Raw genomic sequence first — 26,750 nt, 5'->3', positions numbered from 1 at the left:
TTTACTTCCCCCCTCCCTGGAAGGGAGCAGTGTACCAACAACATTGCCCAATCCCCCCCACGTCGCTAGGCACGTCGCTCCTTTGATCCGGGGACGGAAATGGCTCTAGTCGGCATCATCATGGGCAGCACCTCCGATTGGGAGACGATGCGCCACGCCGCCGAGACGCTCGACGCGCTCCACGTCGCCTACGAGACCAAGGTCGTCTCCGCACACCGCACCCCGCAACGCCTCTACGACTATGCGACCACCGCCGCCGATCGCGGCCTCAAGGTGGTGATCGCCGGTGCAGGCGGCGCGGCCCACCTTCCCGGCATGGCCGCCTCGATGACGCACCTCCCGGTGCTCGGCGTTCCCGTCGAATCGAAAGCGCTGAAGGGCATGGATAGCCTGCTCTCGATCGTCCAGATGCCCGGCGGCATCCCGGTCGGCACGCTGGCGATCGGCAAGCCCGGCGCGATCAACGCCGGGCTTCTGGCGGCCGCGATCCTCGCGACGTCCGACGACGCGCTCGCCGAGCGCTTGAAGGCATGGCGCGCGGCACAGACCGACTCCGTCGCCACCGACCCCGCCTGAAAGACGCTGACATGACGCCGCTTCCCCCCGGATCGACCATCGGCATCCTCGGTGGAGGCCAACTCGGCCGCATGCTCGCGACCGCCGCAGCGCAGCTCGGCTATCACACGCACGTCCTCGCGCCCGACCAGGAGAGCGTCGCCGCGCAGTCCGCCTCGACCATGACGCGTGCCGACTATCACAACCGCATCGTCCTCGCCGACTTCGCCGACGCCTGCGACGTCATCACCTATGAGTTCGAGAACATCGCAGTCGAGCCCGTCGAATGGCTCGCAGACCGCGTCCCCGTCCACCCAAGCCCCCGCGCGCTCCGCGTCGCACAGGAGCGCATGGGCGAAAAACGCTTCGTGGAGACCGTCGGCGGCCGCCCGGCACCTTGGGCCGCGGTCGACAGCCTCGAAAGCCTGCAGGCGGGCCTGAAAGCGATCGGTACCCCCGCCATCCTCAAGACCGCCCGCTTCGGCTACGACGGCAAGGGCCAGGTCAAGATCGCCACGCCCGAAGGCGCACAAGCTGCCTGGGACACGATCGGTGGTCCCGCAGTCCTCGAAGCCTTCGTACCGTTCGACCACGAGTTCTCGATCCTGATCGCCCGCGGCCTCGACGGTACCATCGCGCGCTACGATCCACCGCTCAACGTCCACCGCGACGCGATCCTCCGCCACTCCACCGTCCCCGCACCCGCCGTCGTACTGGCGCAGGCCGACGAAGCCGCCGCGCTGGCCGAACGGATTGCCGCCGAACTCGACTATGTCGGCGTGCTGGCGTGCGAGTTCTTCGTTGGCGCCGACGGCCCAGTGTTCAACGAGATGGCCCCCCGCGTGCACAATTCGGGGCACTGGACGATCGAAGGCGCCGAATGCTCGCAATTCGAAAACCACATCCGCGCGATATGCGGCCTGCCGCTCGGCGCGACGACGCTGACCGGACGTGAAGCGACGATGGAAAACCTGATCGGCGACGACGCCGACCGCTGGGCGGAACTGCTCGCCGAGCCCAGCGCGCATCTGCACCTGTACGGCAAAGGCACCGCGCGACCGGGGCGTAAGATGGGCCATGTCACACGGATCGTCCGCTAAAGGCCCCTATCAGGGATATCGCTCAATTCCATTCGGCCCTCCCTCCGTTCGCCCTGAGCGAAGTCGAAGGGTGTGCCCCAAGCGAAAGTGCTTCGACTACGCTCGACACGAACGGAATTTGGTGTCCAAGCTCGCGGCTTCGCGAATGATCCGGCCGCTTAAATCACAAGTTGAAAAAATGGTGCCCGGAGACGGGGTCGAACCGCCGACACTGCGATTTTCAGTCGCATGCTCTACCAACTGAGCTATCCGGGCACGTCCGGTCTGAGACCGGAGAAGCGTCCGACCTTGCGATCGGAAGGGCGCGTTTAGTCGGGGTCTTCGGCGCTGTCCAGCCCCGTTTGCGCAATTGATCGGCCGGGAATGCGATAGCCTTCGCCGAGCCACTGCAGCAGGTCGCGGTCGCGGTGGCGGCTCGAGCAGAACGGCTTGTACTCAGCCACCGCAGGCTGGTCGCAGATCGGGCATTTGACGGTGGGGGCGGTGGGCGTCATCGGGCACTCTCCAGTTCGTGGACGACGCCCGTACGGCGCGTGAGTTCCGCGAGCCAATCCGGGCGCGTCATCAGGCGTGCATGGACGGCTGCGGGCAGGGTGTGGCGACGCGAGGCGGTCGGCGGCGTGCGTTCGAGCGTACGAAGCGCCGCGCGGGTCGCTGCGCCGACCGGATCGGCGCGAAGGATCTCGGGGATCGACGCGCGGGGCCTTGGCCGAACGATCTGGAGGAAGCCAAACCCGTTCATCGCTGTGCGCTCGAACGGTTGCGGCAGGGACTCGTCGATCGCGGTGGCGACGGCGTTGCGCTGCGCCTTGCCCTGCAACGTCGGGAAATCGATGCCGATCGAGCCGCCGATACCGTGTCGGCGGATCGCGCGTGCCACGGCATGCGCGGCGGCGACTGCGAGCGTATCCAGCGGCGGCGCGCCGTCGACGTCGAACAGCGTCATCGCCGGGGTAGGCGAAAGGCGGAGTGCACCAAGTGGAAACACGATCTCGCCGCTCGCAGCCTCGTCGAGGAGTTCGGACCAGCCCGCCGCTTCCAGCGCGTCAGTTTCGTGGGAGCGGGGGCTCAGGACGGGCAGGCCCGTCGCCATGAGGCGCTCGTACAGCGTCGGGGCGGGGCAGGGCGGCAGGTCGCTAGGGACGGCCTTGGCAAGCTTCGCACGGCCCGTTTCGGGCAGTGCCTCGCGGACGATCTCGATTGTCAGGCTCGCGCCCTGCGTGATGCCCGGGGGGAGATGGTTGACCAACGCCTCGCCGCCGTCGAGCACGACGCGACCGCGGCGGCCCGGCAGCAGTTCGACGAGCCGCGCGCGAGCGACGAGACCGACCTTCAATGCCTCGGTGTCGAGTTCGATCGCAGCTTCGACAATCTGATCATTGTCCACCAGCGCGGCGCGCGCTTCGCCGATACCGGCCTCGTAGAGCCATGCAGGCCCCGTATCAGGCAAGTGCGACGCCTGCGGTCTTCAACAGCGCGCGCGTCTCGAACAGGGGCAGGCCTACGACGCCAGAATGGCTGCCCGACAGGAAGCGAACGAACGCCTCCGCGCGGCCTTGGATCGCATAGCCGCCGGCCTTGCCGAGACCTTCGCCGCACGCGAGATAATCGTCGATCTCGGCAGGCGAGAGCGACTTGAACGCGACGATCGTGTCGGCGATCCGTGTCCGCACCTTGCCGGTCGCGTCGATCACGCAGACCGCGGACAGGCAATGGTGGCGCCGACCCGACAGCTTGCCGAGCAGGTCTCGCTGGATCTCGATCGTGTCGGCGGGGGGCAGGATGCGGCTGCCGAGCGCGATCGTGGTGTCGCCGGCGAGGACGATCTCGCCCTCCGCACGTGCGACAGCGCTGGCCTTCTCGACTGCGAGGCGAAGAGCATAGGCGCGGGGCGGTTCGGCCTTGCGCGGGCTCTCGTCGATATCGGGGGGTTCCACGCGCGACGGCACGACGCCGAGCCGTGCGAGCAGATCGCGGCGGCGGGGCGAGGAAGAGGCCAGGACCAGCATTGGTGCCTCGTTATAAAAGCGGCAGGCGCCTAGGCACCCACGGGCTTATTTGAAGCGGTAGGTGATGCGACCCTTGGTCAGATCGTACGGCGTGAGTTCGCACAGCACCTCGTCGCCGACCAGCACGCGGATGCGGTTCTTACGCATCTTGCCGGCGGTGTGACCGAGAATCTCGTGGTCGTTTTCGAGCTGAACCCGGAACATCGCGTTGGGGAGGAGTTCCACCACGCGGCCGCGCATCTCGAGCAGTTCTTCCTTGGCCAAATATAATCTCTGAATTGGGGGAATTTCGGGACGAGCGCCCTTACCGCAGGTTCGCGAAAAAGGAAAGCACGGCCGACAGCAGGCACAGGCGTCATGCCCGCACCCACTTGCGTATTCCGTATATCGGCCTTCGATGGCAATTGAACAAGAGCGACAGACTCGGGCGCTATCACAGCAGGCTGGGCTGGAGCGCGGTGGCCTCGCGCGCGGCACGCCGGAACGCGGCGCGGTCGACGTTGGGAATGCGCGGTCGCTTGCCCTGGAACAGGTCCGCCAGCGTCAGGATCTGGAGCTTCGGAAACGCCTCGTCGACGCCCGCGCGGTAGATGCCGACGGCGGCGGCCCGGCGCTCCATCTCGCGTGTCGGCTTGGCATTCATGATCAGGATGCCGATCGGTGCCTTCTCGCGCGCGATCGTCGCGGCGAGCGTTTCGACCATCGCAGTGTCGGGATTGAGCCCGCCCTTCACCGACACGATCGCGCGGTGCGTCACCATCTTGCCCGACGCCGGGTCGTGATCGTTGAAGTAGATCAGCCCGTCGATCCCGCCATCCGCCCCCTTCTTCCTGCCGCCGAACGGCAGCGCGTCGACCATCGAGACGGCCCACCACTGGAACTGATATTTGTCGCGCAGCGCGAGATCATAGGCGGAGGCGAGATCCTTCGGCGTGCCCTCGACGGTGAAGGTGACGCCGGGAAACGCGTCTTTCATCCGCTTTTCGATCAGCGAGATGGCAAGATGCGTGACGTCGATCCCGATCCATTGTCGCTTGAGCTTTTCCGCTGCGTGGACCGCGGTGCCGCAGCCGCAAAACGGGTCGAGCACGACGTCGCCTTCGTTCGACGACGCGGCGATGATCCGCTCCAGCAACGCGGACGGTTTCTGCGTCGGATACCCCAGGCGCTCCTTCGACGACGCGTTGATGATCGGAATGTCCCACCAGTCGCCCAGCCTGACCCCGTCCGCGAGATAGATGCGATAGGGTTCGGCGTCCTTGCGCTTCTGCCAGCGGAACCAGCGGCCATCGCCGTCCTGGCGATAGTGCGAGTCCTTCTTGCCTGAGGTCTCGCCATACGGAATGCGAATGTCGTTGAAACGCCGCTGGTCGGTCTTGCCGTAGAACAGCAGCGTGTCGTGAAGCCGCTGGAACCGGTTGCTGGCCGCGGTGTAGCGCCGGTAGCACCAGATGATCTCGTTCGCGATCTGGCGCTTGCCGAAGATCGCGTCGAGCAGCAGCTTCAGGTAATGGCTCGCGGTCGGATCGCAGTGGAGATACAGGCTACCGGTCGGCTTCAGCACGCGGTGCAACTCGAGCAGCCGGACCGCCATCATCGCCAGATACGCCATCATGTCGTTGTCGCCGAGGAACCCGCGCATCGCGTTCAGCAGGTCGAACGCCTTGGTGCTACCGCTCCGCTGCACCTGGTCGAAGGCGTCCTCGGCGCTGTCGTTCCAGTGCCAGGTGTCCTCGAACGCCTCGATTTGCGCGTTGGAGGACTTGCCGTCGGGCTCCTTGAACAGGATGCCGTAATTGGCGTTCGAATTGAACGGCGGGTCCAGGTAAATTAGGTCGACGCTCTCGTCGGCGATCTCCTTGCGAAGGACGGCAAGATTGTCGCCGTAGAAGAGATGATTCTCGGGACGGTTGCGCATCCGGTGATGATGCGGAGACAAAACTGCGTTCGTCCAAACAAGATGCATCCACAGTCGGCGTATATGCTCCGTTATGGAGTTTTGGCGGGCAGTACCCGTGCGTTATGCTGGATTATACTTCGTCAGGAATGCACCCATTGCCTTCAGGAACTCGAGTCTGTCCTCGCCGCGCGTGAAATGATGATCGCCGAGGGGCTGCTCGATATACTCGTACGGCTTACCCGCCTCCTTTAGCGCAGCTGCCATCATCCGCGATTGCTTCACGGGCACGCGCTTGTCCTCCTTGCCGTGCAGCATCAGGATCGGGATCGAGAAGGTCTGCGCACCGAAGCGCGGCGAGACGCTGCGATAGTCGGGCGCCTGCTTCTTCAACCAGTCGCCGCGGGTCTTTCCGTACAGGAACTTGCCGTCATAGCGCTGCATCGACTGCAGATCGGACACGCCGGCATAGGAGATCGCGCACCGATAGGGCGCCGCATCGCCGGTGCCGTTCCGCTGCGCCGCGCGCATCGCCGCATAGCCGCCATAGGACGCCCCCGCCATGCAGACGCGCTTCGGATCGGCGATGCCCTGCTTGGCCAGATGCGTGATCGCATCGTCGAGATCGTCCTGCATCTTCAGGCCCCATTGCCCCTCGCCGAGCTTGGCGAAGCTGGTGCCATACCCCGATGATCCACGGTAATTGGGCTGGACGACGGCATAGCCGGTTTCCGCCAGATACTGCGTCCACCAGTCCCAATCTTCTGAATCGCGCGCGAAAGGGCCGCCGTGCGGCAACACGATCAACGGCAGGTTCTTGGGACTGTGCCCGCGGGGGAGGGTCAGTAGCGCCTCGATCTCGACCCCGTCGCGTGCCTTGTACCGGATCGTCGACACCGGCGACAATGTCCGCGCCTTGAGGTCGCTGTTCTGCCACGAATAGCGCTGCATCGATCCGTTCGCGGGATCGTAGAAATACAGCGCACCCGCCTGCGATGGCGAGCCGACCTGCACAAGGAACTTGGACCGGGTGCGGTCCCACGAGACGATGCGCGCACGCCGCTCGCCGACCGCCTTGTCGACCGCGTCCTGGATTTCCTTCAGCTTGGGGTTCAGCCAGACAATATGGCCGAAGCGATCGGTGACGGTGATGCCGTCGATGTCGTCGCCGGTCGCGTTCTCGACCACGCCATCGACGTCGTAGCTATCGGCGCCATATAGCTTCTTGCCCAGCTTCAGGTCGGGCAGCGACACTTCGAACACCTCGTCCCGACCGCCGGAATCGTCCGTCGCGATGGCCGTGCCGTCGGCGCGGAATGTCACCGGGATGACGATATCCTGCTTGCCGCGGGCCGATGCGATGACCTTGAACGGATCGCGATTGGCGCTGCGATACAGAAGCGAGCCTTTGCGGGTGTCGTCGTCGTAGCGATAGCCCATCCGGACGACGCCCGCACCATCGGCATACCAGTCGAAGACGTTCGTCTGGCTGCCGGCAACGGTCTTGGTCTTGCCGGTCGACAGATCTACCTCGGCAACTGCTGGATACCATTGGCTTTCGCTTTCGATCCCGGTCTGGCGCGACAGCAGGACACGCGGCGTGCCGTCGCGCGCCGCCCAGAGGATCTCGTCCGCGCGGACACCCGAATTCTTCCAGTCGATCCGGTTGATCTTGGTCATGTCGGCTTTGACGCCCAGTGTGCGCGTGACGTAGATGTCCTCACCGTACAGCATGTCCTGCGATCCGATGCCGACCGCGAGCCAGTCGTCACCGACCCAGCGCCACCAGTTGATGTCGACCGTCGCCCCGACCTTGATCGCGGCAAGCTTGCCACCGGAGAACAGCGGCGCGACGACCAGCACCTGGACGCCGTCGATCGCCATCTTCGCGGCGATACGCCTGCCGTCGGGCGAGAGCTTCGGATTGGCGATGCCGGGCAGTTTGGCAAAGGTTTCGACCGGCACCCGGTCCGAGAGCGTGGCGATCGCCTTCGGCGCGGAGGCGGGCGGCGGCGCAGTCTGCGCGACCGCGATCGTCGGTATCATTGCACCGGCCAGCAGGCTCGTACGCCACGTCATCATCAGTCCCCCCGGCCATTCCCCAACGACCGTTTGCGCAGAGTATCGCGTTCGGTAGCCGGCACAAGAGGAGGCTGCAGCGGATCAGTGCAACACCGAGGTCGATGGGACTGAGCGGAAATTGCGCACGCGGCGCACTGCCTTGTTATCGGGCGGGAATGGATGGCAAATATTGAAGCACCGGGCAGGGAATGGATCGCAGACCGGCCAGCGTAACTGGCCGATCGGCGATCCTGTTCAGTTCACCCCACTCCGCCGCCGGCCAGAGCCGCGAGCAGCAGCAGTGCCACGATGTTGGTGATCTTGATCATCGGGTTCACCGCGGGGCCTGCAGTATCCTTGTAGGGGTCGCCGACCGTGTCACCGGTGATCGCGGCCTTGTGCGCTTCGGACCCCTTGCCGCCGTGATGGCCGTCCTCGATGTATTTCTTGGCGTTGTCCCACGCGCCGCCACCGCTCGTCATCGAGATCGCGACGAACAGCCCGGAAACGATCACGCCCAGCAGCATCGCGCCGAGCGAGGCGAAGCCGGCGGCCTGGCCTGCGACCGCGGTGATGATGAAGTACACCGCGAGCGGCGACAGCACCGGTAGTAGCGAGGGCACGATCATCTCGCGGATCGCCGCCTTGGTGACGAGGTCGACCGTCCGTGCGTAGTCGGGGCGGCTGGTGCCGAGCATGATGCCGGGGTTGTTGCGGAACTGCTCGCGGACCTCCTCGACGACCGCGCCAGCTGCGCGACCCACCGCGGTCATGCCGAACGCCCCGAACAGATAGGGGAGCAAGGCGCCGAGCAGGAGCCCGACGATGACGTACGGATTGCTGAGGCTGAAATCGACCGTGACATCGGGGAAGTACGTCGCAAGATCGGTGGTGTACGCGCCGAAGAGGACGAGCGCGGCGAGCCCGGCCGAGCCGATCGCATAGCCCTTCGTCACCGCCTTGGTGGTGTTGCCGACCGCATCGAGCGCGTCGGTCCGCTGGCGGACGTCGTCGGGCAGGCCTGCCATTTCCGCGATGCCGCCGGCGTTGTCGGTGACCGGACCGTAGGCGTCGAGCGCGACGACCATGCCGGCTTGGGCGAGCATTGCGGTCGCCGCGAAGGCGATGCCAATGATCCCGGCAAGCTGGTACGCGACGATCACCGCGACGACAATCACCAGCGTCGGCAGCGCAGTGGACTCGAGGCTGATCGCCAGGCCCTGGATGACGTTGGTGCCGTGACCGGTCTCGGACGCCTTGGCAATCGACTGGACCGGGCGGTGGTTGGTGCCGGTGTAATATTCGGTGATCCACACGATCAGCCCTGTCACGACGAGGCCGATCATCATCGACCAGAACAGGTCCATGCCGGTGAAGCTCTGCGTCAGCGACGGCGCGGCCTGCGTCGTCAGATCGTCGGTCGCGGGATCGAGGAAACCGGCACCGCCGATCACGCGGTGGAGATCGCCCAGCACATACTTGGTGGCGAGATAGATCGCCGGGATCGACAGGATCGTCGAGGTGAAGAAGCCCTTGTAGAGCGCGCCCATGATGCTGCCGCCACCGAGCCGCACCATGTACGTGCCGATGATCGAGGTGACGATGCACACGCCGCCGACGAGCAGCGGGAGAGTCATCAGCCGCATCAGTTCGGCGCCGCTCGCCTGGATCAGCAGTGCGATCGAAATCATCGTGACACCCAGCGTGACGACGTAGGTCTCGAACAGATCGGCGGCCATGCCCGCGCAGTCGCCGACGTTGTCGCCCACGTTGTCCGCGATCACGGCGGGGTTGCGGGGGTCGTCCTCCGGGATACCTGCCTCGACCTTGCCGACCAGATCCGCGCCAACGTCCGCCGCCTTGGTGAAGATGCCGCCGCCAAGCCGTGCGAATATCGAGATCAGCGAGGCGCCGAACGCGAGCGCGGTGAGCGCCTCGACGATGATCCGGTCGTTGGGCGCATGGCCCGCGGGACCGGTGAGGTACCAGAAGAATGCGCTGATCGCGAGCAGGCCGAGACCCGCCACGAGCATGCCGGTCACCGCGCCCGATCGGAACGCCAGCGTCAGCCCGGCCTGCAGCGACGTGCGCGCGGCCTCGGCGGTGCGCACGTTGGCGCGGACAGAGATGTTCATGCCGACATAGCCAGCGACGCCCGACAGCACCGCGCCGATGACGAAGCCGATCGTAGAGATATAGCCGAGCGTGAACAAGAGGATCGCCGCGACGATGACGCCGACGATCGCGATCGTGGTGTATTGCCGCCCGAGATAGGCCTTCGCGCCTTCCTGGATCGCGGCGGCGATGTCTTGCATCTTCTCGTTGCCGGGGGAGGCCGCGAGCACCTGCCGGCTGGTGACGAAACCATATAGGACGGCGATGACGCCGCAGATCATGGCCAAATAGACGGTCGTCATACGGCGCTATCCCTCTTGTCAGGTCCGCTCCGGTCCCGGCTTTGCCGAGTCCCGATGTAAGGAACTTATCAGTGCAGGAGCATTGCGCAAGTTATCCGATCGGGTGGTGTTCGTAGCCTAGACTTGGCGGGAGCGGGACGGGTTTGCCGGAGTCGTGGAGGGTAAGTCCCGAGCCGGCCGAGAACGCGCCGATCCGCGCGGCGTCGGTAACGAAATCTTGCGGTGCAGCAAAAAGCAGTTGGTAGTCGTCTCCTGCGGTGGCCGCAGCGAGCCGGTCGCCGGAAAAGGTGCGATAAGCGTTGGAGAGGGGAATGCGCGCGAGGTCGATGCTGACGGCGAGGCCACTGGCGAGCGCCATGCGGGACGCGTCGATGAGCAGCCCGTCGGAGACGTCCATCATCGCGTGGACCTGTGGGGCAAGTATGCGGCCGTCGGCGAGCCGTGGCTGCGGGCGCCGGTACGCGGCGAGAAGTTCGGCAGGGCCTTGTGCACCGAGTGCGATCGCGAGCCCAGCGCCAGCGTCGCCGATCGTGCCCGTGACGTAGAGGGCGTCGCCTACCCGTGCGCCGTTGCGGGCAGGGGCGGCGGCGTCGCTGCCGAACGCGGTGACCGTCAGGACGCGGGGGGTGTTCGGGGAGAGCGTCACGGTATCGCCGCCGATAATGCGCGTGTCGAAGGCCGTCAGGACTTCCGAGAGCCCTTCGAGAAACGCGTGGTCCCACGTGTCGTCGCCGAGAGGGTAGTTGAGGAGGATGCCTTCGGGCTTGGCACCCTTGGCGGCGAGGTCGGAGAGGTTGGTGGCGACTAGCTTCCACGCGACGTCTAGCGCTGGGTCGGTCGGGAGGAAATGCACGCCTTCGACCAGCGTGTCGGTCGTGATGACGAGCGGGCCAGCGTCGAGTAGCGCGGTATCGTCGGTGAGCCCAAGCGCCGCCCGGTGCAGCGGGAGCCGGCGGAGAGCGGCAATAAACTCGGCTTCGGTCACTTTCTGCTCCCTCTCCCCTCCGGGGAGAGGGCTGGGGTGAGGGGCTGTTCCAGGCGCCGCACTGCTTGGCAGCCCCTCACCCCGACCCTCTCCCCGGAGGGGAGAGGGAGTTCGTCAGGCCCGCACCTCTTTCGCGATGCCATCAAGCAACCCATTCACGAAGCCGGACTCCCGCTTGTCGTAGAACGCATGCGCCACATCGACATATTCGCTGATCACCGCCGCGACCGGCACGTCCTTGCGCGCCAGCAGTTCATACGTGCCGACGCGGATGATCGCCTTCATCGGCTTGTCGAGCCGCGCCAGCGTCCAGCCCTTGGCGAGCTTGCCCTCGATGAGCACGTCGATCTCGCCGGCGCGCGCGTTGGCGCCGGTCACCAGGTCGTCGAAGAAGTCGACATCGGCCTCGGCATATTCGACGTCTTCGATCGTCGCGCCGAGCCGGTGCTGGTGGAATTCGTTGAGCAGGACGGGCATCGCGGTGCCCTCCATCTCGTGCTGGTACGTGGCCTGGACGGCGGCGAGGCGTGCGGCGGCACGCGCCTTGGTGCGGGGGGCGGTTCGAGTCATAAGCGGTTGCCTGTAGGCGCGGGGGGGCTGTGTGTCAGCCCTTTGCGTTTTCGGGCGCTTTGGCAGAGAAGAATGGTTCGCGCAGAGGCGCAGAGAGCGCGGAGGTGTTGCGCTTGCCGCGGAGCGGCCCTCCCATCGCCAGCCCATGAGGGATCGAAGTGGCTGCGCCGCACGCAACACCTCCGCGCTCTCTGCGCCTCTGCGCGAACACACTAACTGTTCAGGCGAAGCCGCAACGCCACCGATTTCGCATGCGCAGGTAGTCCCTCGGCATTCGCTAGCGCGACGGTCGCGGGCCCGAGTTCGCGCAATGCCGCTTCGTCGAGCGCCAAGAAGCTGGTGCGCTTCATGAAGTCGAGCACCGACAGTCCACTGGCAAACCGCGCACGGCGGCCGGTCGGGAGGACGTGGTTCGGCCCGGCGACGTAATCGCCGATCGCTTCCGGCGTGTAGCGGCCAAGGAACACCGACCCGGCGTGGCGAATGCGGTTGAAGAAGCCCTGCGGGTCGGGGATCGCCAACTGGAGATGCTCCGCGGCGAGGCGATCGACCAGCGGGATCGCGTCCGCCAAAGTCTCCACGACAACGATCGCGCCGTTGGTGTCCCAAGCGACGCGCGCGACGGCTTCGGTAGCGAGGTCGCGCAACTGGCGGTCCACAGCCTCTGCTACCTTGTCGGCGAACACAGCGTCGTCGGTGAACAGGATCGACTGCGTGGTCACGTCGTGCTCGGCCTGACTGAGCAGGTCGGCGGCGGTCCATTCGGGATCGTTGAGCGCGTCGGCGACGACGACGATCTCGGAAGGCCCCGCGACCATGTCGATGCCGACGACGCCGTAGACCTGCCGCTTGGCTTCGGCGACCCAAGCGTTGCCGGGGCCGGTGATCACGTCGACCGGCTCGATCCGGCCCGCGCCGTACGCGAGCGCGGCGACAGCCTGCGCGCCACCGACTCGCCAGACTTCATCGACGCCCGCGAGATGTGCGGCGGCGAGGACCAGCGGGTTGATCTGGCCATCCGGTGTCGGCGTGACCATCGCGAGACGGCCGACGCCCGCAACCTTGGCGGGGATCGCGTTCATCAGCAACGACGAGGGGTAGGCGGCGCGTCCACCGGGGACATAGATGCCGGCGGCGTCGACGGGGAGCCATCGCGCGCCAAGCCTTACGCCCGCGGAGTCGACCGAGTCGCTGTCGAGCGGGCGCTGTTTCTCGTGATACGCGCGGATACGAGTAGCGGCGAGTTCGAGCGCGGTGCGCAGGTCCGGGTCGAGTGCATCGAACGCGGCCTTGCAGTCGGCGTCGTCGATCTGCCAGCCGGTGGTCTCGATGTCGTGGCGGTCGTGCTTCTGCGTAAGGTCGCGGAGCGCGGTTTCACCATCGCGGCGGACCGCCGCGATGATCGCGGCGACGTCCTGCGTCACGCCCGCGTCGGATTCGCGACGGTCCTCGACGAGCGCGGTGAAGCGAGTCGCGAAGTCCGCGTCGAACGTGGAGAGGCGGATCACATCCCCCTCCCGCTTGCGGGAGGGGTTAGGGGAGGGAATGACATAGCCTCGCACGCTACGATCGGGGCGGGCGTGCCCTCCCCCGACCCCTCCCGCAGGCGGGAGGGGAGCAGAAGGTAAGCGCTCATGCTTCGATTTCCTGCGCTGCGACCGCGCGGCGGAATGCCTCGACCAGCGGCACGACCCGTGCGCGCGTCTTCATCGCAGCGCGGTTTACGACCAACCGGCTCGTGACCTCCATGATCGCCTCGACCTCGACCAGGCCGTTTTCCAGCAGCGTGCGGCCTGACGATACGAGGTCGACGATGCGCGGCGCCAAGCCGAGCGTCGGCGCCAGTTCCATCGCGCCGTTGAGCTTCACGCACTCCGCCTGGACGCCGCGAGCGGCAAAATGCGCGGCCGTCACGTGCGGGTATTTGGTCGCGACGCGGACGTGGCTCCAGCCGCGCGGATCGTCCTGCGCGGCCATCTCGGCAGGTTCGGCGACCGACAGCCGGCAATGGCCGATGCCGAGGTCGACCGGCGCGTATAATTCCGAATAACCGAACTCCGCGATCACGTCCGACCCGACGATGCCAAGTTGCGCCGCCCCGTGCGCGACGAAGGTGGCGACGTCGAACGCGCGCACCCGGATCAGCGAGATCGCCGGATCGTTGGTCGCGAACCGGAGCGCGCGCGAGTTCTCGTCCGAGAACGACGCTTCGGGATGAACCCCGGCGCGCGCGAGCAACGGCAAGGCCTCGGCAAGGATGCGTCCCTTGGGGACGGCGATGATGATCTGGGAGGGGGGCTGAGTATCTGGCACGCGCCGGGCTTTACGGGGGGGGCATGGCGGGTGCAACAACGTGCGTATGGCAAATGTAATGGCAAGTTGCTCCGCGTTCGGAATTCAGGCGGGCTATTGCGCGGCGATGGATGCGCCGATCACGGCGCGGGTTTGCAGCGCGCTGGCGGAGTCGCTCGATCGGGATAGCGAGACGGGGCGGCGGGTGCTCGACTGGGCGGGCGAGCCGGTCGCGGATGCCTTGGCGTTACGGCTGGTGGGTGGACTGCACGCACTGCATCGCGCGGGCGTCGATCCGGAGCTTTCTGCCGTATTCGCCGGCGTAGAAACCGACCCGGCGCGGATCGTCGCGATACTAAAGGCAACGCTCGTCGCGCAGAATGCGGGGTTGCTGCCGTGGCTCGACGGACCGCCGCAGACCAACGAGGCGGCGCGGTCCGCCGGAATGATGACCGGCCTATTGCATCTGGCCGAGCGGTACGGGCCGCGGTTCGAGGTGCTGGAGATCGGCTCGAGCGCGGGACTCAATCTGCTGATCGATCGCTATCGGTTCGACCTTGGCGGTGTGAATGTCGGGCCATCGGCATCGCCTGTGATTATCCACCCCGAATGGCGGGGCGCGCCGCCGCCAGGCGCGCCGGTAGAGATCGAGTCGACACGCGGCGTCGATATCCACCCGGTGGACGTCGCCGATCCGGCCGCAGCGGCGCGGCTCGAGGCGTATGTCTGGGTCGATGCGGTCGAGCGACAGGCGCGGCTGGCGGCGGCGATCGCGATGGTGCGCGAGGGCGGTGTCGATTTGGTCGAAGGCGATGCGGCGGACTGGGTCGAGGCGCAATTGGCCGAGCCGCAACCCGAGGGCGTCACGCGCGTGCTGATGCATTCGGTGGTGTGGCAGTATCTGCCGGCGGCATCGCGCGAACGCATCCGGGTCGCGATGGACGCGGCGGGTGCGCGGGCGACGGTGGAACGACCGCTCGGCTGGGTCATGATGGAGCCGAACCGCGATCTCCACCGACATGAGGTGCGCGTGCGCGGCTGGCCGGGGGAGCGGCCAATGGAACTGGTTGCGCTGACGCATGCGCATGGCGCCTGGGTCGAGGGGCTCTGCGCGCCGTATGAGACACGGGACTACGTTATGCGACGTGGGGCGTACGAGAAGGACTGAGGCGCCAGATACGAGGTCGGCCCGGGATCGCTCCCGGGCCGACTGATCTTGGTAGAAGGTTTAGTAGAAGAAGCCGTTGTTCACCTGGGCGACACGGCCGTTGCGCGTGTCGACCAGCACGACGTCGCGGCCGTAGCGGACCCAGCGCTGATAGCCGTAGGCCGGGCGCGACAGGCGATAGGTCTGATAGTCGTTGATCCAGTATTGGCGGCCGTAATAGTTCGGTGCGAAGCGGTAGCCGACGCTCACCGGACGATAGCGGTAGCCGCGCGGGCCGACATAGGCGGGGCGGCGATAGACGTTACCGTGCGTACGGCGATAGTCACGCCAGTCCTCGCGCGCTTCACGGCGGTCTTCGCGCAGTTCCTGGCGGGCTTCGCGGACGTCGCCGCGGTTGCCGTAACGGCGGGCGCGATCGAGGTCGCGACGGCTCTCGCGGATCTCGCGCTGGTCGCGGCGGACTTCGCCGTAGCTTTGCGCGGTCGCGAAGGTAGGGACGAGGGTGGCGGCGGCTACGGCCGCAAGGATCATCTTATGCATGACTGCTCTCCTGTTTCGACGCCGGATCAACGGCATGGAGAAGGTTTTGCTCTAGCGCCGCTGAACGATCGCCGAATACGGTCGTCAGGATTCAGACAGGTGGCGAAAGTTCGGAGTTATAGGCGGACATGCGCCGCGGGATACGCCCCCCCGGCGAAGGCCGGGGTCCAATTGGAGAGGTTGCAGTAACGTAGCGCCGTCCCGAGTTACGACCGTCCCCCAATTGGGCCCCGGCCTTCGCCGGGGTGGAGGCAGAGGGTACTTACGTCGTTGACCGACGGTCGGCTCAGACACCCCAACAGCGCATCGCGGCGATCACAGCGTCGGGTTTCTGCCACGGCACGAAATGGCCCGCATCGATCTTCTCGATCGTGAGGTCGGGCACGTAATCGCCAAGGTCGAGCTGGCTGGGCAGCAGCGCGCTGTCCTGCATCCCCCAGATCACCAGTACCGGCATCTTGGTGGGTGGAAACGGCGCGTCGAGGAACGCGGGGCGGGGCGGGGTTTCATCCATCGCGGGGACGACGATCGCGCTCGCGCGGTACCAGTTGAGCATGCCGGTGATCGCGCCGGGCTGGCCCCATTCGTCGAGATAGGCGACCTTGTCCTCCGCCATCGCGGCAAGATCGGCATGCTTCGAGAAACTGGTATCGAAGAAGGTTTCGAGGCCGATCGATTCGATATGCTTTTCGAGATCGGGGTTGCGGAAGGCGCGGATATACTGGCTGGCGGCGCGCTGTTCGAGGTCGTCGAACATGGTCCGCTGGAAGACGAGCGGGTGGGGGGCGTTGATGATGACGAGCTTGGCGATGCGCTCCGGGTGACGCAACGCCGCCATCCAGGCGACCGCGCCGCCCCAGTCGTGGCCGATCAGCGTGAAGCGGTCGATCTTGAGATGGTCGGCGAGCGCGATCAAGTCTGCGACGATCTTGTCGGGGGTGTAGCTGTCGACGCCCTCGGGCTTCGAGGAGCGCGCGAAGCCGCGTTGGTCGGGAGCGATCACGTAGTGATCGCGGGCGAGGTCCGGGGCGATATCGCGCCAGGTGCGGTGCGATTCTGGGAAGCCGTGGAGCAGGATGACGGGTGGGTTCGCCGGGTCGCCGCTGATCGCCACGTCGAGTTCGACGCCTGTGGATAACGCGATGCGTTGAAGTGTCATGATTCCCCTCCCGCTTGCGGGAGGGGTCAGGGGAGGGCCTGCCCGTCGCGCTGCCCTTGGAGCATGCCCTCCCCCGACCCCTCCCGCAAGCGGGAGGGGAGATTACGTCTTCTGCTCCCCTCCCGCACGCGGGAGGGGCCGGGGGTGGGCTCGCGGCCAGTTTCAAACGGAGCGGGCGCGATAGCGCGTGCCCACCCCCCTACCCCCTCCCGCTTGCGGAAGGGGGTAGGGGAAGAGTTAGGGATAGCTGACCGTCTTCGGCACCGCCGGAATCTCGATCCATTCCTTCTCATCGCCGGGCACTTTCGGAAAATTCCCCGCGTTCCAATCGCGTTTCGCCTGCTCGATCCGGTCACGGCTCGAGCTGACGAAATTCCACCAGACGTGGCGCGGCGTCGTGAACGCATCGCCGCCGCACAGCATCGCGCGGCCGCCATGCGCGGACCTCAGCGTCGCGGAGATACCGGGGCGGAGGACATAGAGGACTTGCGGCTCCAGCTTCACGCCTTCCAGCGTCGCCTCGCCCATCGCAAGATAGATCGCGCGCTCCTCCGCCGCGGCATCGATCGGCACGCTCGCGCCGGGATCGAGCGCGATGTCGGCGTATATCGTCCCCGAATAGGTCGTGGTCGGCGCTGTCTGGCCCCACAGGCTCCCCATGATGATCCGCGAGCGTGCGCCGTGCGCCTCGATCGTCGGCAGCTGCGCCTTAGTGACGTGCTCGAACGCGGGGTCGATCTCCTCGACTGCCTCGGGCATCGCCAGCCAGGTCTGGATCCCCGACAGGTTCGGCCCCTCGGCGCGCTCGTCGCCGGGCGAGCGTTCGGAATGGACGATGCCGTGACCCGCGGTCATCAGATTGACCGCGCCCGGCTCGATCCGCGCCTGCGTGCCAAGCGAGTCGCGGTGATCTATCGCGCCATCGAATAGATAGGTGACGGTCGACAGGTTGATATGCGGATGCGGGCGCACGTCGATGCCTTGCCCAACGTCGAGATGCGCAGGGCCCATCTGGTCGAAGAACAGGAACGGCCCGACCATCGTCCGCTCCTTGTTCGGCAGCGTGCGATGGACCTTGAACCCGCCGAGATCGTGCGTCGACGGCAGGATGGTCTGGAGGACGAAATCATCGAGCATGGCGTTATCCCTTGGCAGGTTCCGTGGCGTCGAGCAGTTCGACCAAGTCTGCTGGATAGAGCGTTTCGTGGAAGCCCGCGATGTCGTTTCGGGAAAACCAGCGGTGACCGACGAGCAGTTGCTTCTCCTGTTCGGTGAGATTGCCCGCCTTTACGTCGCAGGTGTCGACGTCGATCCGGAAATAGCGTTCGTCGGCGGTGACCTCTGTGCCTTCGAAGGTGCGGAAGTCGACGACGCGGCGCGCGACTTCGGGGCCGCAGTCGATGTCGAGCCCGACTTCCTCCCAGAGTTCGCGGCGGGCGGCGGCGGCGTAGCTCTCGCCGGGATCGACCGCGCCGCCCGGCGTGCACCAGAGCGGGGGGCGGTCGGTGGGCGTGAAGCGGAACATCAGCACGCGGTCCTGGCCGTCGACGAGAAGTATCCTAGCTGCTGGGCGCGGGGTCCTCACAACCAGCACCTCCCCGGCGAAGGCCGGGGCCCAGTTGGAAAGGTCGATATGGCGACGGGCTGCCCCTCTTTACCACTGTCTCTCAACTGGACCCCGGCCTTCGCCGGGGAGGTGCTGGCCGGCGACGTGCTGAGTGTCAGGACACTGCCAAGCCTCATACCGCGTCGAGTTCGGGATAGGCGCGGAAGATACCGTCGGTGTTGAAGGCGAGGCGGCGGTCGCTTTTCAGGTACGCCGTGATGCCCGGCAACTCAGCGACCTGATCATGGATACGGACCAAATTCGGATAGTCCGGTTCGAGCGTCTTCATCCGCTGCGGAAACATGTACCGCAGCCCCTCGATCACCTGGAACAGCGACGTATCGGAGTAGCTCCACTTGTGGTCGATCAGCCAATCGCCCGCATTGGCCTGCGCGGCATCCTCGAAATGTCCCAAATACTTCGGCATCCGCGCCTCGCGGAACTGTTTCGCCGCACGTGCGGCCTCGGGCTTCTGATCGTCGTAATAGTCCATCATCGCGACCGGATGATGGACGTTGTGAACCTCCGCGACGAGGTCGGCGATCGTCAGCTGGAGCTGGTTGAGCCACAGCCGGTCCGCCATGTTCGACGGCGCGAGACCGTGGCGCTCGCCGAGATACATCAGGATGTTGGCGACCTGCGCGATCACTAGGCCGTCGAGCTCCAGATACGGCGGCGCGAACGGCGTCCGTCCGGTGCGGTCGTTCAGATCGGCGAGCAAACCCTTTTCGCCTACGCCACGCGCGCAATCCTCATACGCGATCTCGGCACCTTCGAGCGCGAGCCGGACGAACTCGCCGCGGCCTTGGAGGGAGGGCCAGTACCAGAGCTTGTACGCCATCAGATTTCCCCAGGCGCGCGGGCCTTGATGGCGAGCGCGTGAATCTTCGTGCTCAACAGTTCGGCGAGCGCCTGGTTCACGAGCCGCTGGCGCGCGACACGATTAAGGCCTTCGAACTGCGGGGTTTCCACCTCGACGCGAAAATGCGTCTCGCCGGTGCCGTCGTCGCCCATATGGCCGGCGTGAAGCCCGCTCTCGTTGACGACGGTCAGCTGCGTCGGGGCGAGTGTCGCGGTAAGGCGGGCGGTGATCTGGTCCTGTACGGAGCCGGTGGCGAGGTCTGTCATGCTCCCTATATAGCCCGTTTTGGAAGCGCGGGGAGCCGGTGGCGGACGACGGATACACAAACGATGGGCGAAAAGAGCGGAAAGAACGCCCCAGCCCACGGTTTCACGGCCGCGTGGAAGGGACGGGGCGCGTCTGCATGTGGCGCGACTGCGAGGAGCCCGGCGAATTTCGTGCGCCACCGCTCGAAGGGCCGAGCGACGGCGGTCCGCCGCAGTTCCGCTGGTTCTGCCTCGAGCACGTCCGCGCGTTCAACTCCGGTTATAATTTCTTCGACGGCATGACCGCGGACGAGATTCATTATGCGCAGCGCCCGTTGGCGGGCTGGGAACGCGAGACGCGGGCATTCGCGCACGGCGGCGGCGACACCCCGCCGAAATGGGCGGACTTCGCCGACCCGATCGATGCGATCGGTGCACGCTTCGGCGAGCGGATGGCGGCAGCGCGCAAGGGCGGCCGCGTGCTGTCCGACGGCGAACGGCGCTCGTTGCGCGTACTCGGACTCGGGACGGACACCGACCGCTCGCAGCTGCGCAAACGCTACAGCGAACTCGTCCGCCGCTATCATCCCGACCGCAACGGCGGCGACCGGGCGCATGAGGCCGAATTGCAGAAGGTGATCGCCGCCTACCAGCACCTGAAAGGTGCCACGGCGTTTGCCTGACGTAACGGGAATGTGATCCATACTTACTCTGATCGATATTTCACGACGCCTCCGCCGGAACCGCACGGCTGGCGAGAGGTTCGTCTAACTCTTCCGGTCAATCGCCCAATCGTACAGCGGCGGTTGAGTAACTGCCCGCGCTTGGCCTAAAGCTACCGGGAACACGAGGCCAACATGACCGATATCCCGAATACCCAGCCAGATAGCCGCGAGACCACGATCCTCGATGCACCCGACCGTATGGTAAAGGTGCGCGAGATGTTCGGGATCGATTCCGACATGGAAGTGCCGGCTTTCTCCGAAGCCGACGAGCGCGTGCCCGATCTTGATCCGGCGTACGTCTTCGATGCCGACACCACACTCGCCGTGCTGGCGGGGTTCGCGCATAACCGTCGCGTGATGGTCCAGGGCTATCACGGCACCGGCAAGTCGACGCATATCGAGCAGGTTGCGGCGCGCCTGAAATGGCCATGCATCCGCATCAACCTCGATGCGCACATCAGCCGTATCGACCTGATCGGCCGCGATGCGATCGTGCTGAAGGACGGTCAGCAGATCACCGAGTTCCGCGAAGGCCTGCTGCCCTGGGCGCTGCAGACCCCGACCGCGCTGGTGTTCGACGAGTACGACGCAGGCCGCCCCGACGTGATGTTCGTGATCCAGCGCGTGCTGGAGACCGAAGGCAAGCTGACGCTGCTCGACCAGAACCGCGTGATCCGTCCGAATCCGTGGTTCCGCCTGTTCGCGACCGCCAACACGGTCGGCCTCGGCGATACGAGCGGGCTGTATCACGGCACGCAGCAGATCAACCAGGGCCAGATGGACCGCTGGAACATCGTCGTCACGCTCAATTACCTGCCCGCCAAGGTCGAGGCGCAGATCGTGCTCGCCAAGTCCGGTGAATACGACAAGCCCGAGGGCAAGAAGACCGTCGAGAACATGGTCCGGGTCGCCGACATGACCCGCAAGGGTTTCGTCAACGGCGACATCTCGACCGTGATGAGCCCGCGCACCGTGATCACCTGGGCGCAGAACGCGCTGATCTTCGGCGATGTTGGCTTCGCGTTCCGCCTATCGTTCCTCAACAAGTGCGACGAAGCGGAGCGGCCGCTGGTCGCCGAATATTACCAGCGCGTGTTCGGCAAGGATCTTCCCGAGAGCGTGGTGGGCAAGGCCTAAACCTTTGGCCAACGAAACTCCTCTCGATCGCTTCAAGGCGGTTCTTGCCGGCACCGCACGTGCGATCTCGGAGGAGCCGGAGGTCGAACTCGCCTTCACCGCCGATGCGCCGACGCAGTCGGGTAAGCACATCAAGGTGCCGATGCCCGCTCGCGCTCTTCCGCTCGAGCAGGTCGCTGAGGCGCGCGGGTTCGCAGACGGCTTCGCGCTTAGGCTGAAGCATCACGACATCGCACTGCATAATCGTGCGGCGCCGGTTGAGGCGGTGGCGCGCGCGGTGTTCGATTCCGTCGAGACTGCACGAGTCGAAGCACTTGGGTCGCGCGGTTATGCGGGGATTACCGAGAACCTCGAACGGGCGCTCGACGTGCGGTTACGCGCCGATCCGATCACGCGCGCGCGCAATCGTGACGAGGTGCCGTTGTCGACCGCGCTGGGCCTCATGGTCCGCGAGCGGTTGACCGGACAGGAATCCCCCGCGATCGCCGCGCCCGGCCTCGCGTTGGTCCGCGAGTGGATCGAGAGCAAGACCGACCTCGACGCGCTCGCCTATGCGCTCGACGACCAGAAGGCGTTCCAAGGCCTTGCGCGGAAGATGTTGCAAGAGCTCGAACTGGTCGAGGGTGATCAGGTCCCCGAGGAGAGCGACGAAGGCGGCTCCGAGGACGAGGGCACCGACGAGCAGCAGCAGGACGAGGGCGACGAAGGCGACGACCAGGGCGAGGACGGCCAGGGCGAAGTCGAGGCGCGCGGCGAACAGTCCGAGCAGCAGAACGAGGAAAGCGACGGCCAGGAGCAGAGCGACGAGTCGATGGACGACATCGACGGCGAGCCCGGTGACGATGGCGAGGAAGGCATGCAGCCGGTCCGCCCGAACCGTCCCTTCGCGGACATGGGCGGTGCGTTCGACTACAAGCCGTGGACGACGCAGTTCGATGAGGTGATCGCAGCCACCGAGCTGTGCGACGCCGACGAACTGGCGCGGCTGCGCGGCTATCTCGACCAGCAGCTCGTGCACCTGCAATCGACCGTGTCGAAGCTCGCCAACCGGCTCCAGCGGCGCCTCATGGCGCAGCAGTCGCGGTCGTGGGATTTCGACCAGGAGGAGGGCATCCTCGACGCGGCGCGGCTGGCACGCGTGATCGTCAACCCGACGCTGTCGCTGAGCTACAAGGCCGAGCGCGAGACCGATTTCCGTGACACCGTCGTGACGTTGCTGATCGACAACTCCGGCTCGATGCGCGGCCGCCCGATCTCGATCGCGGCGATCAGCGCGGACATTCTCGCGCGCACGCTGGAACGCTGCGGCGTGAAGACCGAAATCCTCGGCTTTACGACGCGAGCCTGGAAGGGCGGGCAGAGCCGCGAAACGTGGCTTGCCGCCGGGCGTCCGCCGCAGCCGGGCCGGCTGAACGACATCCGCCACATCGTCTACAAGCGCGCCGACGAGCCGTGGCGGCGTGCGCGCAACTCGCTCGGGCTAATGATGCGCGAGGGGTTGCTGAAGGAGAATATCGACGGCGAGGCGCTGATGTGGGCGCATGCGCGGCTGGTCGCCCGGCCCGAGGAACGCCGCATCCTGATGGTGATCAGCGACGGCGCCCCGGTCGATGATTCGACGCTCAGCGTGAACTCTGGATCGTACCTGGAGCGCCATTTGCGCCAAGTAATCGGCTGGATCGAGAGCAAGTCGCCGGTCGAACTCGTCGCGATCGGCATCGGCCACGATGTCACTCGCTATTACGCGCGCGCCGTCACGATCATGGACGTCGAACAGCTTGGCGGGACGATCATCGAACAGCTGGCCTCGCTGTTCGATACCGAATGATCCGTCGGTGACAGCGGGCGGCGGTATTACGACGCCCGCGGGCGGGTTCCACGGACCCGTAAAACGCTCGATCACGATTGCAGGCCACCAGACGTCCATCAGCCTCGAACCCATCTTCTGGCAAGCGCTGGAGGCCGCTGCGGCGCGTCTAGCGTTGCCCTTGTCTGCACTGGTCGCAGAGATCGACGCGATACGCATCTTGGCCGACGATCCCCCCAATCTCGCTAGCGCCTTGAGATCATGGCTGTTCTCGAACGGCGCATGAGAATTAGTCGCAATAGCGTTGACAGTGAGAACGACTCTCAATAGCGAACCCGCAACAATAAGGGGTTTCGCATGTCTGGTCCTTCGTCGCGTTCGTCCGCCGCGCCTGCATTTCTCGCGCTTTCGTGCGTAGGGTTCATTGCCAGCGCACCAGCCTATGCTGCCGATCGCCCGGCTGAATCGGCAAAGGTTCACGCGGCCGACGACCAGGAAAAGCAGCTCAACCGCGACGAAATCGTCGTCAACGGCAAGACCGTCCCCGCGACCACGCTGGAGAGCCCGAAGGCGACGCGCAGCCTGCTCGACACGACGCAGACCGTGACGATCATCGGCGACCAGACGATCCGCAAGCAGAATTTGCTCACCCTGCGCGACGTGTTGCAGACGATCCCCGGCATCACCTTCGGTGCGGGCGAAGGCGGCGGCGGATACGGGGACAGCATCAACCTGCGTGGCTATTCCGCCAACAACGACATCACGATCGACGGCGTCCGCGACAGCGCGCAGTATAGCCGCAGCGAGACGTTCAACCTGCAACAGGTCGAGGTCTACAACGGCGCGAACAGCGTGTTCGGCGGCGGCGGATCGGTCGGCGGCACGATCAACCTCATCACCAAGCGCCCGCAGGCGGAGACGCTGACGGTCGTGTCGGGCGGCGTCGGTAGCGACGATTATTACCGAACGACGCTCGACTCGAACGTCCGGGTCAGCGATCTGGTCGCGGTCCGTCTCAACGCAGTTGCGCACAAGAACGACATTCCCGGTCGCGATGTGGAGAGCAACAAGCGTTGGGCCGTCGCGCCGTCGCTGATCGTCGGCGTGGAGGGCCCGACTAGCCTGACGCTGCAATATCTGCATCAGGAGGACGAGAACGTCCCCGTCTATGGCGTGCCGTACTTCCGCAATGCGGTGAACAACGGGCCGCTGCCGGGTGCCGACAACTCCGCCTATTACGGCATCCGCAATCTCGACAAGCAGGACATCACCGTCGACCAGGCGACCGCGACGGTCAGCCACAGCTTCTCCGACAAGGTCTCGATCCGCAACCTGAGCCGCTGGCAGCGCGTCCAGCAGGACTCGTTGACGAGCGCCCCGCAAGGTGTGTTTTGCCTGTCGACCGGGTTCCAGCCCCAGCCGCTGACCAACGTCGCGACGACGCCGGCGGCCTGTCCCGCCCCGACGGCAACCGCTCCGGGTCAGAACATACCCGGTTCCTATTACCCGAGCGGCCCTCGCGGTTTCGTCCGAAATCAGGAAAACCAGATCCTCTATAACCAGACCGATCTCCGTTCGGTCTTCGATACCGCGGGGCTCGAGCATACGCTGGTGCTCGGCGCGTCGGTCTCGCAGGAGGATTACACGATCGTCACGGGCAACACGCTGCGTACCACGACCGGTGCGACGGTTGTCCAGCCACCGATCAACCTCGCCAACCCGAACACCGACTACACCGGCCCGTTCAACTTCATCCAGGCCGGCCGGTCGCAGGGCACGACGAGCAATGCGGCGGTCTACGCCTTCGACACGATCAAGGTGATCCCGCAGATCGAGGTCAATTTCGGCCTGCGCTACGAGCATGCCAAGGGCCGTTTCCGCGCCGATACCTTCTCGGTCGTGCCCGACGCGACACTCGGCACCTATGCGCGCGGCCTGAACCAGACGAGTGATGAAACGCTGTTCTCGTACCGCGGCGGCATCAACTTCAAGCCGATTGAGACCGTCAGCCTGTATGCGTCGTACGGCAACGCCACCACGCCGACATCTGCGACCGTCCGGCTAGGTTGCGGTACGTTGATCAATGCACCCGCGGGCCAGCTCGACCCGTGCGACGTCAAGCCGGAAAAGGCGGTGAACTACGAACTCGGGGCCAAGGCGGACCTGTTCTCGCGCAAGCTGCAACTGACGGCGGCGGTGTTCCGCAACGAGCGGACCAATTACCGCGTCGCTACGAACGACCCGATCGTCACGACGCTCGGCGTCAACGACGGCCGCTCGCGCGTCGACGGCATCGCGCTGGGTGCAAGCGGCAGCATCTCGCACGCATTCTCGATCTTCGCCAACTACACGTATCTGAAGGCGAAGATCATCCAGAGCGTCTCGAACTTCTGTCTCGCCAATCCGGGGCCGGTCCGTACGACCGTCGGCACGACCACGACGACGACCAATCCCTGTGGCAACTCGGCTGCGATCCTCGATACGCAGGCGGGGCAGGAGCTCACCAACACGCCGAAGCATTCGGGCAGCCTGTTCACCACCTACACGCTGCCGTTCGGCCTCCAGCTTGGCTACGGCCTGACCTATCAGGGGGCATTCGCGCTCAACAACAGCGCGCTGGCGACGCCGCTTGCGCCGACGACCGTGGTGACGCCGGTATTCCACTCGGCGGATTACCTCACGCATCGCGCGTTCCTGTCGTACACCGTGGGCAACGGCCTGACCGCGCAGCTCAACGTGCAGAACTTCACCAACGAAAAATACTACACCGGCATCCGCAACAATGGCTGGGCGACGCCGGGCGAGGCGCGTTCGGTGCGGCTGACGCTGTTCTACAGCCTGTGAGGCTCGGCGGCGACGCGGGCAGTTTGCCGGTATCGCCGCCGCATTCTAGAGTGACGCCATGTTGATCGCGATCCCCGATGTGCTCGATGCGGCCGGCGTCGCCCGTGTTCGCGCACTGATCGACCACGCCGAGTGGATCGACGGCAACGCGACGTCGGGTCCGCAGAGCGCGCTCGCCAAGCGCAACGAGCAATTGCCCGAGGACTCGGTCGCCGCGCGGGAGGCGGCCGGGATGGTCCTCGACGCGCTCGGCCGGTCGGCGCTGTTCGTGGCGGCGGCGCTGCCGCTCAAAGTGTTCCCACCGCTGTTCAACCGTTACGCCGGGGGACAGGATTTCGGGCTTCACGTCGACAACGCGATCCGGATGAAGCGCGGCACCGACTTCCGCATCCGCAGCGACCTGTCGGCAACGCTCTTCCTCGACGACCCCGCAACGTACGACGGCGGCGAACTGGTGATTGAGGACCAGTTCGGTCCACAGTCGGTCAAGCTGCCCGCCGGGCACATGGTCCTCTACCCCGCGTCCAGCCTGCACCGGGTGACGCCGGTCACGCGCGGGATGCGTACCGCGTCGTTCTTCTGGCTCCAGTCGATGGTGCGTGACGACGGCGCCCGGCGGATCCTGTTCGATCTCGACCAGGGCGTGCAGGCGGTCGCGGCCGCACAAGGCCAGGGCGATCCGGCGACCGTGCGGCTGACCGGCGTGTACCACAACCTCCTTCGCCGCTGGGCGGACGCCTGACTTCTGCTCCCCTCCCTGAAAGGGAGGGG

The 26,750-nt window shown here is 65.8% G+C and carries 26 protein-coding genes and 1 tRNA gene; 9 read left to right on the top strand and 18 right to left on the bottom strand.

What is annotated here, in order from left to right:
• The first annotated feature begins 99 nt into the window (after positions 1-99).
• Together purE and J4O76_RS02430 are read left to right on the top strand one after the other, a co-directional pair.
• Positions 100-576: a 5-(carboxyamino)imidazole ribonucleotide mutase gene (gene purE, locus J4O76_RS02435; protein ID WP_426280041.1), complete on the top strand. Its 477-nt coding sequence runs from the start codon at positions 100-102 to the stop codon at positions 574-576.
• Between the two features lie 11 nt (positions 577-587).
• Entirely contained in the window at positions 588-1,655 is a 1,068-nt protein-coding gene (locus J4O76_RS02430) for a 5-(carboxyamino)imidazole ribonucleotide synthase (protein WP_426280040.1), read from the top strand.
• Between the two features lie 179 nt (positions 1,656-1,834).
• Here the strand turns inward: J4O76_RS02430 and J4O76_RS02425 are convergent.
• The 12 genes from J4O76_RS02425 to hisG all read right to left on the bottom strand — a co-directional run bounded on the left by J4O76_RS02425 (position 1,835) and on the right by hisG (position 13,907).
• Positions 1,835-1,910 (bottom strand) — tRNA-Phe (locus J4O76_RS02425).
• 53 nt (positions 1,911-1,963) lie between these two features.
• Entirely contained in the window at positions 1,964-2,149 is a 186-nt protein-coding gene (locus tag J4O76_RS02420; RefSeq protein WP_060525858.1) for a DNA gyrase inhibitor YacG, read from the bottom strand.
• On the bottom strand, positions 2,146-3,105 hold the full coding sequence (locus J4O76_RS02415) for a ribonuclease (protein WP_426280039.1): 960 nt from the start codon (positions 3,103-3,105) through the stop codon (positions 2,146-2,148). The genes J4O76_RS02420 and J4O76_RS02415 overlap by 4 nt, the downstream gene beginning before the upstream one ends.
• Positions 3,098-3,664, bottom strand: a complete 567-nt coding sequence (locus J4O76_RS02410; RefSeq protein WP_426280038.1) for a Maf family protein — start codon at positions 3,662-3,664, stop codon at positions 3,098-3,100. The genes J4O76_RS02415 and J4O76_RS02410 overlap by 8 nt, the downstream gene beginning before the upstream one ends.
• Before the next feature lie 45 nt (positions 3,665-3,709).
• Positions 3,710-3,928 (bottom strand): translation initiation factor IF-1, encoded by a 219-nt coding sequence (gene infA / locus J4O76_RS02405; protein ID WP_031441079.1) that lies wholly within the window; start codon positions 3,926-3,928, stop codon positions 3,710-3,712.
• A 169-nt stretch (positions 3,929-4,097) separates the two neighbouring features.
• Positions 4,098-5,582: a DNA-methyltransferase gene (locus J4O76_RS02400; protein ID WP_426280037.1), complete on the bottom strand. Its 1,485-nt coding sequence runs from the start codon at positions 5,580-5,582 to the stop codon at positions 4,098-4,100.
• Positions 5,583-5,684: 102 nt separating this feature from the next.
• Entirely contained in the window at positions 5,685-7,643 is a 1,959-nt protein-coding gene (locus tag J4O76_RS02395; protein WP_426280036.1) for an alpha/beta hydrolase family protein, read from the bottom strand.
• Positions 7,644-7,882: 239 nt separating this feature from the next.
• Positions 7,883-10,039, bottom strand: a complete 2,157-nt coding sequence (locus J4O76_RS02390; RefSeq protein WP_426280035.1) for a sodium-translocating pyrophosphatase — start codon at positions 10,037-10,039, stop codon at positions 7,883-7,885.
• A 91-nt stretch (positions 10,040-10,130) separates the two neighbouring features.
• Complete coding sequence (thiL, locus tag J4O76_RS02385; RefSeq protein ID WP_426280034.1) at positions 10,131-11,024, bottom strand: thiamine-phosphate kinase; 894 nt, start codon at positions 11,022-11,024, stop codon at positions 10,131-10,133.
• A gap of 114 nt (positions 11,025-11,138) precedes the next feature.
• Positions 11,139-11,594 (bottom strand): transcription antitermination factor NusB, encoded by a 456-nt coding sequence (nusB, locus tag J4O76_RS02380; RefSeq protein WP_056488135.1) that lies wholly within the window; start codon positions 11,592-11,594, stop codon positions 11,139-11,141.
• 212 nt (positions 11,595-11,806) lie between these two features.
• Positions 11,807-13,102: a histidinol dehydrogenase gene (hisD, locus tag J4O76_RS02375; protein WP_426280033.1), complete on the bottom strand. Its 1,296-nt coding sequence runs from the start codon at positions 13,100-13,102 to the stop codon at positions 11,807-11,809.
• Between the two features lie 124 nt (positions 13,103-13,226).
• Positions 13,227-13,907: an ATP phosphoribosyltransferase gene (hisG, locus tag J4O76_RS02370; RefSeq protein ID WP_426280032.1), complete on the bottom strand. Its 681-nt coding sequence runs from the start codon at positions 13,905-13,907 to the stop codon at positions 13,227-13,229.
• A gap of 46 nt (positions 13,908-13,953) precedes the next feature.
• Between hisG and J4O76_RS02365 the strand changes: the two genes are divergently transcribed.
• A complete protein-coding gene (locus tag J4O76_RS02365; RefSeq protein WP_426280030.1) occupies positions 13,954-15,054 on the top strand; it encodes a DUF2332 domain-containing protein in 1,101 nt (366 codons plus the stop codon).
• Between the two features lie 60 nt (positions 15,055-15,114).
• Here J4O76_RS02365 and J4O76_RS02360 read toward each other — a convergent pair whose 3' ends face one another.
• The 6 genes from J4O76_RS02360 to J4O76_RS02335 form a co-directional block, all read right to left on the bottom strand.
• On the bottom strand, positions 15,115-15,594 hold the full coding sequence (locus J4O76_RS02360) for an RcnB family protein (RefSeq protein ID WP_426280028.1): 480 nt from the start codon (positions 15,592-15,594) through the stop codon (positions 15,115-15,117).
• A gap of 286 nt (positions 15,595-15,880) precedes the next feature.
• Complete coding sequence (locus J4O76_RS02355) at positions 15,881-16,753, bottom strand: alpha/beta fold hydrolase (RefSeq protein WP_426280027.1); 873 nt, start codon at positions 16,751-16,753, stop codon at positions 15,881-15,883.
• 237 nt (positions 16,754-16,990) lie between these two features.
• Positions 16,991-17,890, bottom strand: a complete 900-nt coding sequence (locus J4O76_RS02350) for a pirin family protein (RefSeq protein WP_426280025.1) — start codon at positions 17,888-17,890, stop codon at positions 16,991-16,993.
• Between the two features lie 4 nt (positions 17,891-17,894).
• Positions 17,895-18,344 (bottom strand): NUDIX hydrolase, encoded by a 450-nt coding sequence (locus J4O76_RS02345; RefSeq protein WP_426280394.1) that lies wholly within the window; start codon positions 18,342-18,344, stop codon positions 17,895-17,897.
• A gap of 148 nt (positions 18,345-18,492) precedes the next feature.
• Positions 18,493-19,200: a glutathione S-transferase gene (locus J4O76_RS02340; RefSeq protein WP_426280023.1), complete on the bottom strand. Its 708-nt coding sequence runs from the start codon at positions 19,198-19,200 to the stop codon at positions 18,493-18,495.
• Complete coding sequence (locus J4O76_RS02335) at positions 19,200-19,487, bottom strand: BolA family protein (RefSeq protein WP_093398431.1); 288 nt, start codon at positions 19,485-19,487, stop codon at positions 19,200-19,202. Before J4O76_RS02335 ends, J4O76_RS02340 begins: the two co-directional genes overlap by 1 nt.
• A 137-nt stretch (positions 19,488-19,624) precedes the next feature.
• On the opposite strand from J4O76_RS02335, the gene J4O76_RS02330 reads away from it, so the two are divergent.
• The 6 genes from J4O76_RS02330 to J4O76_RS02305 all read left to right on the top strand — a co-directional run bounded on the left by J4O76_RS02330 (position 19,625) and on the right by J4O76_RS02305 (position 26,721).
• Positions 19,625-20,149, top strand: coding sequence for a J domain-containing protein (locus J4O76_RS02330; RefSeq protein WP_426280022.1), 525 nt, complete (start codon positions 19,625-19,627; stop codon positions 20,147-20,149).
• A gap of 174 nt (positions 20,150-20,323) precedes the next feature.
• Entirely contained in the window at positions 20,324-21,328 is a 1,005-nt protein-coding gene (cobS, locus tag J4O76_RS02325; RefSeq protein WP_056052421.1) for a cobaltochelatase subunit CobS, read from the top strand.
• A gap of 4 nt (positions 21,329-21,332) precedes the next feature.
• Positions 21,333-23,156 carry a cobaltochelatase subunit CobT gene (gene cobT / locus J4O76_RS02320; RefSeq protein WP_120300697.1) on the top strand — a complete coding sequence of 608 codons (1,824 nt, stop codon included), beginning with the start codon at positions 21,333-21,335 and terminating at the stop codon, positions 23,154-23,156.
• 7 nt (positions 23,157-23,163) lie between these two features.
• The gene (locus tag J4O76_RS02315; RefSeq protein WP_426280019.1) at positions 23,164-23,421 is read left to right on the top strand and encodes a ribbon-helix-helix domain-containing protein; all 258 of its coding nucleotides are present in this window, start codon (positions 23,164-23,166) and stop codon (positions 23,419-23,421) included.
• A gap of 71 nt (positions 23,422-23,492) precedes the next feature.
• Complete coding sequence (locus J4O76_RS02310; protein ID WP_426280017.1) at positions 23,493-25,979, top strand: TonB-dependent receptor; 2,487 nt, start codon at positions 23,493-23,495, stop codon at positions 25,977-25,979.
• A gap of 58 nt (positions 25,980-26,037) precedes the next feature.
• Positions 26,038-26,721 (top strand): Fe2+-dependent dioxygenase, encoded by a 684-nt coding sequence (locus J4O76_RS02305; protein ID WP_426280016.1) that lies wholly within the window; start codon positions 26,038-26,040, stop codon positions 26,719-26,721.
• Positions 26,722-26,750 lie beyond the last annotated feature (29 nt).

Origin of the sequence: Sphingomonas sp. NFX23 (genome assembly GCF_049887795.1) — a bacterium.
GTDB lineage: Bacteria > Pseudomonadota > Alphaproteobacteria > Sphingomonadales > Sphingomonadaceae > Sphingomonas.
This window is presented reverse-complemented; position numbering and strand designations above follow the sequence as displayed.